This is a genomic window from Aeromicrobium sp. PFPM2_SD2, from assembly GCF_057364525.1.
In genome coordinates, this window is the sequence record NZ_JBNFNZ010000090.1 from 1 (window position 1) to 7,021 (window position 7,021).

The 7,021-nt window shown below is 72.0% G+C and carries 3 protein-coding genes and 1 pseudogene; all 4 read left to right on the forward strand.

The window, feature by feature from the left end:
* Positions 1-74 precede the first annotated feature (74 nt).
* The 4 genes and pseudogenes from pth (at position 75) to AC2W7G_RS06435 (ending at position 6,816) form a co-directional block, all read left to right on the forward strand.
* Positions 75-629, forward strand: coding sequence for an aminoacyl-tRNA hydrolase (pth, locus tag AC2W7G_RS06420; RefSeq protein WP_485867704.1), 555 nt, complete (start codon positions 75-77; stop codon positions 627-629).
* Positions 630-4,120, forward strand: a pseudogene (gene mfd / locus AC2W7G_RS06425) (transcription-repair coupling factor). It begins immediately after the preceding gene.
* A 31-nt stretch (positions 4,121-4,151) separates the two neighbouring features.
* On the forward strand, positions 4,152-5,255 hold the full coding sequence (locus AC2W7G_RS06430) for an acyltransferase (protein WP_485867702.1): 1,104 nt from the start codon (positions 4,152-4,154) through the stop codon (positions 5,253-5,255).
* A 64-nt stretch (positions 5,256-5,319) separates the two neighbouring features.
* A complete protein-coding gene (locus AC2W7G_RS06435) occupies positions 5,320-6,816 on the forward strand; it encodes an APC family permease (RefSeq protein WP_485867703.1) in 1,497 nt (498 codons plus the stop codon).
* Positions 6,817-7,021: the final 205 nt, after the last annotated feature.

A 7,021-nucleotide genomic window follows, 5' to 3' on the forward strand; every position in this document is an offset into this window, starting at 1 on the left:
ACCGCTCCGGCGCCGACGACGCCGCCGCCGACGAGGACCCCGGCGGAGTCCACCGAGTCCGAGTGACCTGGCTGGTGGTCGGCCTCGGGACCCGGGGCCGGGCCTACGCCGCCACGCGGCACAACGTCGGCTACCTGGTGGCCGACGTCCTGGCCGCCCGCATGGGCGGTCGCTTCAAGTCCCACAAGGCCACCCGCACCGACGTCGTCGAGGGACGCCTCGCCGGCGAGCGGGTGGTGCTGGGTCGCTCGCGCTCGTACATGAACGAGACCGGCGGACCGGTCAAGGCGCTGGCCTCGTTCTACGACGTCGCGCCCGACCACGTCGTGGCGATCCACGACGAGCTCGACATCCCCTTCGCCGCCCTGCGGGTCAAGCTCGGCGGCGGCGACAACGGGCACAACGGGCTCAAGAGCATCCGCCAGTCCCTGGGCACCGGCGACTTCTACCGCGTGCGCTGCGGCATCGGACGTCCGCCCGGACGCCAGGAGGTCCACGACTTCGTGCTCAAGCCGTACTCCTCGATCGAGCGCAAGGAGCTGGACCTGCACCTGGAGGAGGCCGCCGACGCGGTCGAGAGCCTCGTCTCGGTGGGACTAGAAAAGACCCAGAGCGCGTTCAACCGATAGATGTCTCTCTCCTCCCTGCGCACCCGCCTGGCCGCCGAGCCCACGCTGCGCCGCGCCGCCGACGACCGTCGTGAGGGCCTGGCCGAGCTGGTCGTCCAGGCCCCGGCGCGATCCGCCCGTTCCTGGTCGACGCGCGTCGCGGCGCCGCCCGGTCCTGGCCGCTCACCGCCACCGCCCGCGAGGCCGACGAGCTGGCCGTCGAGCTGCGCTGCCTGCTCGGCGAGCACGCCGTCGTCGCCTTCCCGGCGTGGGAGACGCTGCCGCACGAGCGCCTGTCGCCGCGCTCGGACACGGTCGGCCGCCGCCTCGCCGCGCTGCGCCGCCTCGTGCACCCCGAGCCGGGCCAGGAGGTCCAGGTCGTCGTCGCTCCGGTGCGCTCGGTGCTGCAGCCGCAGGTGCGCGGCCTGGCCGACCTCGAGCCGGTCGAGCTGACCAAGGGCCAGCAGGTCGAGCTGGAGCAGGTCGTGCGCGACCTGGCCGCCGCCGCGTACACGCGCGTCGACCTGGTCGAGCGCCGCGGCGAGTTCGCCGTGCGCGGCGGCATCGTCGACGTCTTCCCGCCCACCGAGGACCACCCGGTCCGGGTCGAGTTCTGGGGCGACGAGGTCGACGAGGTGCGCCAGTTCGCCGTCGCCGACCAGCGCACGCTCGAGGAGGTCGGACGCCTGTGGGCGCCGCCGTGCCGCGAGCTGCTGCTCACCGACCAGGTCCGCGAGCGCGCCGCCGCCCTGGCCCAGGCCCACCCGTCGCTGGCCGAGCTGCTGACCAAGATCGCCGAGGGCCAGGCGGTCGAGGGCATGGAGTCGCTCGCCCCGGTCCTCGTGGACGAGATGGAGCTGCTCGTCGACCTGCTGCCCGAGCGCTCGACCGTCCTCGTGCTCGACCCCGAGCGGGTCCGGGCCCGGGCGGCCGACCTCGTCGCGACGAGCGAGGAGTTCCTGCAGGCGTCCTGGGCGGCCGCCGCCACCGGCGCCGAGTCGCCCATCGACCTCGGCTCGGCCGCGTTCCGCGAGCTCGACGACGTCCGCGAGCACAGCCTCGCCCGTGGGCTCGGCTGGTGGTCGCAGAGCCCGTTCGGCCTCGACCTGGACGAGGAGACCCGCAAGGTCGCCGTCGCCGAGGCACCGGTCTACCGCGGCGACCTGCCCGCCGTCGCCGAGGACGTCCGCCGCTGGCTGGGCCAGAAGCAGCACGTCCTGGTCGTGGTGCCCGGCCCCGGCCAGGCGCAGCGCACCGTCGAGTGGCTGGGCGAGAACGACCTGGCCGGCAGCACCGACGCCGACGCCGCACCCGGCGTCGTGCAGGTGCTCGTCGGCGACCTCGACCACGGCCTGCTCGTCGAGGAGCTCGACCTCGTCGTGCTCACCTACGACGACCTGGTCAGCCAGCGCGCCGTCGAGCGGTCCGAGCGCAAGATGCCGGCCCGCCGGCGCAAGCAGGTCGACCCGCTCGAGCTGAGCCCGGGCGACCACGTCGTGCACGAGCAGCACGGCGTCGGCCGCTACGTCGAGCTGGTCAACCGCACCGTGCAGGGCGCGGCCCGCGAGTACCTGGTCATCGAGTACGCCCCGAGCAAGCGCGGCCAGCCCGGCGACCGGCTGTTCGTCCCCATGGACCAGCTCGACCAGGTCAGCCGGTACGTCGGCGGCGAGAGCCCGAGCCTGGACAAGCTCGGCGGCTCGGACTGGACGAACCGCAAGAACAAGGCCCGTCGCGCCGTCCGCCAGATCGCCGGCGAGCTGATCAAGCTCTACGCCGCCCGCCAGTCGACCAAGGGGCACGCCTTCGGTCCCGACACCCCCTGGCAGCGCGAGCTCGAGGACGCCTTCGCCTACATCGAGACGCCCGACCAGATGTCGACGATCGAGGAGGTCAAGCGCGACATGGAGCGGGAGGTCCCGATGGACCGCCTGGTCTGCGGCGACGTCGGCTTCGGCAAGACCGAGATCGCCGTGCGCGCCGCGTTCAAGGCCATCCAGGACGGCAAGCAGGTCATCCTGCTCGTCCCGACCACCCTGCTCGTCCAGCAGCACTACGCGACGTTCGCGGAGCGGTTCGCCCAGTTCCCCGTGACGGTCAAGCCGCTGTCGCGCTTCCAGACCGAGAAGGACACCAAGGCGGTGCTGGCCGGTCTGGAGGACGGCTCCATCGACATGGTCGTCGGCACCCACCGCCTGCTGCAGCCGGGCGTGAAGATCAAGGACCTCGGCCTGGTCATCGTCGACGAGGAGCAGCGCTTCGGCGTCGAGCACAAGGAGGCGCTCAAGCACCTGCGCGCGGCCGTGGACGTGCTGTCGATGTCGGCCACGCCCATCCCGCGCACCCTGGAGATGGCGGTCACCGGCATCCGCGAGATGTCGACCATCGCCACCCCGCCCGAGGAGCGCCACCCGGTGCTCAGCTTCGTCGGGCCGTACGAGGACAAGCAGGTCATCGCGGCCATCCGCCGCGAGCTGCTGCGCGAGGGCCAGGCGTTCTACATCCACAACCGGGTGCAGAGCATCGAGAAGGCCGTCGCCCGGCTCAAGGAGCTCGTGCCCGAGGCCCGCGTGGCCGCCGCGCACGGCCAGATGAGCGAGGCCCAGCTCGAGCAGGTCATGGTCGACTTCTGGGAGAAGCGCTACGACGTGCTCGTGTGCACGACGATCGTCGAGTCGGGCCTGGACGTGTCGAACGCCAACACGATGATCATCGAGCGCGCCGACACCCTGGGCCTGAGCCAGCTGCACCAGCTGCGCGGCCGCGTCGGACGCTCGCGCGAGCGGGCCTACGCCTACTTCCTGTACCCGCCGGAGAAGCCGCTCAGCGAGACCGCGCACGACCGGCTGGCCACGATCGCCCAGCACTCCGAGCTCGGCGGCGGCATGGCCGTGGCCATGAAGGACCTGGAGATCCGCGGCGCCGGCAACCTGCTCGGCGGCGAGCAGTCCGGTCACATCGCCGACGTGGGCTTCGACCTGTACATCCGGCTGGTCGGCGAGGCCGTCGCCGAGTTCCGTGGCGAGGGCGAGCCCGAGCCGGAGGTCAAGATCGAGCTGCCCATCGAGGCGCACCTGCCGCACGACTACGTGCCGTCCGAGCGCCTGCGCCTGGAGATGTACAAGCGGCTGGCCGACGTCCGCACCGAGGACGACGTCACCGCGCTGCGCGAGGAGCTCGTCGACCGCTACGGCGAGCCGCCCGAGTCGGTCGGGACGCTGCTGGACGTCGCGCGCCTGCGCGTCCGGCTGCGCCAGGCCGGCATCAGCGAGGTCACGTCGGCCGGTTCGAACGTCCGGTTCGCGTCGCTGGACCTGCCCGAGTCGATGCAGCTGCGGCTCAACCGGGTCTACCCCAAGAGCCTGTACAAGAAGGCCGGCCAGGTCGTGCTCGTCCCGCGTCCGCGCACCGCCGCGGTCGGCGGCCAGCCGCTGCGTGACGGGCCGCTGCTGGAGTGGGTGCGCACGGTCGTCGACACGATCGTGCCGGTGCGCGAGGACGCCTCGGCCTGACCGGTCACGGAGCCGGTCTAGACTCCCGCGGGTGACGAGCGCCGCCCCGACCGAGCAGGCCACCCCGACCACCCCGCCCCGCGAGGACCTGGCGTGGCTGTCGTGGCTGCGGGTGGTGTGCATCGTCAGCGTCGTCGCGATGCACGTGCTGTTCGCCAACACGATCCTCCCGGACGCGCGCGACACCGTCCGCGGCGACCTGGCCATCTACCTGGCCCACGGCACGAAGTTCGCGGTGCTCGTGTTCGTCATGATGAGCGGCGCCACGCTGCTCTCGCCGCGGAGCTACCGGGGCCCCGGGCCGTTCCTGCGCAAGCGGGCGGTCCGGCTCGTGCCGCCGCTCGTGTTCTGGCACGTCTGGTACCTGCTCCTGGTGCTGCACGACCGGCCCGACCTCGGCGTCCGCGAGGTCGTCGCCATGATCCTCAACGGCAACCTGTACACCGCCCTGTACTTCTTCTGGATCGTGCTCGGCCTGGCGCTGTTCACGCCGGTGCTGGTGCCGTTCGTCGCCAGCGTGAGTCGCCGGGCGGTGCTCGTCCTGGGCGTCGGGCTGGCGCTCATGCCCGCGCTCTCGGTCGCCACCCGGCAGGTGCGCAACGACCCGGTCGTCATCGTCTTGACGCCCTGGACGTGGTGGCTGCCGTACGTCGGCCTGTTCGTGCTGGGCTACGCGCTGCGCGGCGTCGTGCTGCGGGGCCCGGCCCTGCTCGCCGCGGTCGCGGGTGTCGTCGCCGGGTTCTGGTACATGGGCTGGCAGTTCCAGAACCCGGACGTCCCGGCCTGGCTGACCACCTATGTGCCGGCCAGCTCGTACTACAGCGGCCTGACGATCCTGTACTCCGTGCTGGTCTACCTCGTCGCCCAGGGACTCGTGCGCGAGGGCGCGGCGCTGGGCTTCCTGGCCCGCGGCCGGCTGGCTCGCTGGGGACGCACGCTCGGCGACGCCACCCTCGGCGTCTTCGGCCTGCACCTGACCCTGCTCTACGTCGTGGAGCGGCACCTGTTCGCCGCCGACGGCCCGGCGGCGGCGGGCACCGTGCACCTGTTCGTGCGCGGCCTCGTGGTGCTGGTGGCGACGTACGCGATCGTCCTCGTGCTGCGCAAGGTGCCGCTCGTCCAGCGCGTCCTGTAGCCCGGCCGCACGACCCGATCGGCTCCGAGTTGCGGGGGGCCGAGCCGCACGTACGTTGTGCGCCATGGCATTTTCGGGGTTGTTCCGCACCAAGGACATCGACGACGTCGTCGAGCAGAACTCCGACGACAACCCCATGTCGGAGTCCGAGGGACCCCGGCTGTCGCGCCGCCTGCGGGCGACCGACCTCATCGGCTTCGGCATCGGCATCGTGATCGGCACGGGCATCTTCACCCTGACCGGCGTGCAGGCCAAGAACAACGCCGGGCCGGCCATCACCATCGCCTTCCTCATCGCCGGCGTCGTCGCGATGCTCGCCGCGATCTGCTACGCCGAGCTGGCCGCCGCCGTGCCGACCGCGGGCAGCTCGTACACGTACGCCTACTCCACCATCGGCGAGCTCGCCGCCTGGGTCATCGCCTGGGACCTGATCCTGGAGTTCGCGCTCGGCGCCGCGGTGGTGAGCCGGGGGTGGTCGGGCTACCTGCAGGACGTCTTCGGGCTGCCGCAGGCCTTCTTCGGCGAGGAGGACTCCGTCGTCAACCTCGGGGCCGTGTTCATCGTCGTGGCGCTGGGCGTCGTCGCGGCGGTCGGCATCCGTGAGTCCAAGTGGGTGACGAACGCGCTGGTCGTCATCAAGGTGGCGGTCTGCCTGTTCGTCATCGGCGTGGGCGCGTTCTTCGTCAAGGCCGCCAACTGGGACCCGGTCATCCCGAGGTCGACGACGCCGGAGGAGAGTGCCTCGGGCCTCAAGCAGCCGTTGTGGCAGTGGGCCACCGGCGCGGACGCCACCGCCTACGGCGTGACCGGCGTGCTCGTCGCCGCCGCGGTCGTCTTCTTCGCCTACAGCGGGTTCGAGGCCGTCGCCAACCTGGGCGAGGAGACCGAGAAGCCCGAGAAGGACATGCCGCGCGGCCTGCTCGGCACGCTGGCCATCTGCACCCTGCTGTACGTCGGCGTCTGCATCGTCCTGACCGGCATGGTCAAGTACTCCGACCTCAGCGAGGGCGCCCCGATCTCGGACGCGTTCAAGCAGGTCGGCCTGGGCTGGGCCGGCATCCTCATCGGCATCGCCGCCGTCGCCGGCCTGACCTCGGTGATCCTGGTCGAGCTCGTGGCCATGGGCCGCATCGGCTACGCGCTGGCCCGCGACGGCCTGCTGCCGCACTCGCTGGGCAAGCTGCACCCGACGTTCCACACGCCTGTGCGGCTCACGGTGCTCATCGTGACCGCCGTCGCGCTGCTGGCCGCGTTCGTCCCCATCCACACGCTCGCCGAGATGGTCTCCATCGGCACGCTGTTCGCCTTCCTCGTCGTCTCGGTCGCGGTGCTCGTCCTGCGCCGCACCAAGCCCGACCTCGAGCGTCCGTTCCGCACGCCGTGGGTCCCGCTCGTCCCGGTGCTCTCCGCGCTGGCCTGCGTGGCCCTGATGACGAACCTGGCGGTCGAGACCTGGCTGCGTTTCCTGGTCTGGCTGGTCGTCGGCCTGGCGATCTACCTGTTCTACGGCCGTCACCACACCCGTCTGGCGAAAGAGGAGGCCGTGCGCGCCGACTCGTGAGTAGCATCGGCGGCATGGGGGTACGACGTGCCGCGCTGCTCGCGCCGGCTGCACTGATCCTGGCCGCTTGCGGCCAGGTCCATCCGGGGGCCGCGGCGGTGGTCGACGGCCGGCGGATCTCGTTTCGACCAGGTCGACGCCACCGCGCGCGGCTACTGCGAGCTGGTCGCGCTGCAGGGCCAGGAGCCCGACGCCGCGGCCCTGC

Coding starts and splice junctions, on each gene's coding strand:
- AC2W7G_RS06435 (WP_485867703.1), top strand. CDS start 5,320: ATGGCATTTTCGGGGTTGTTCCGCACCAAGGACATCGACGACGTCGTC.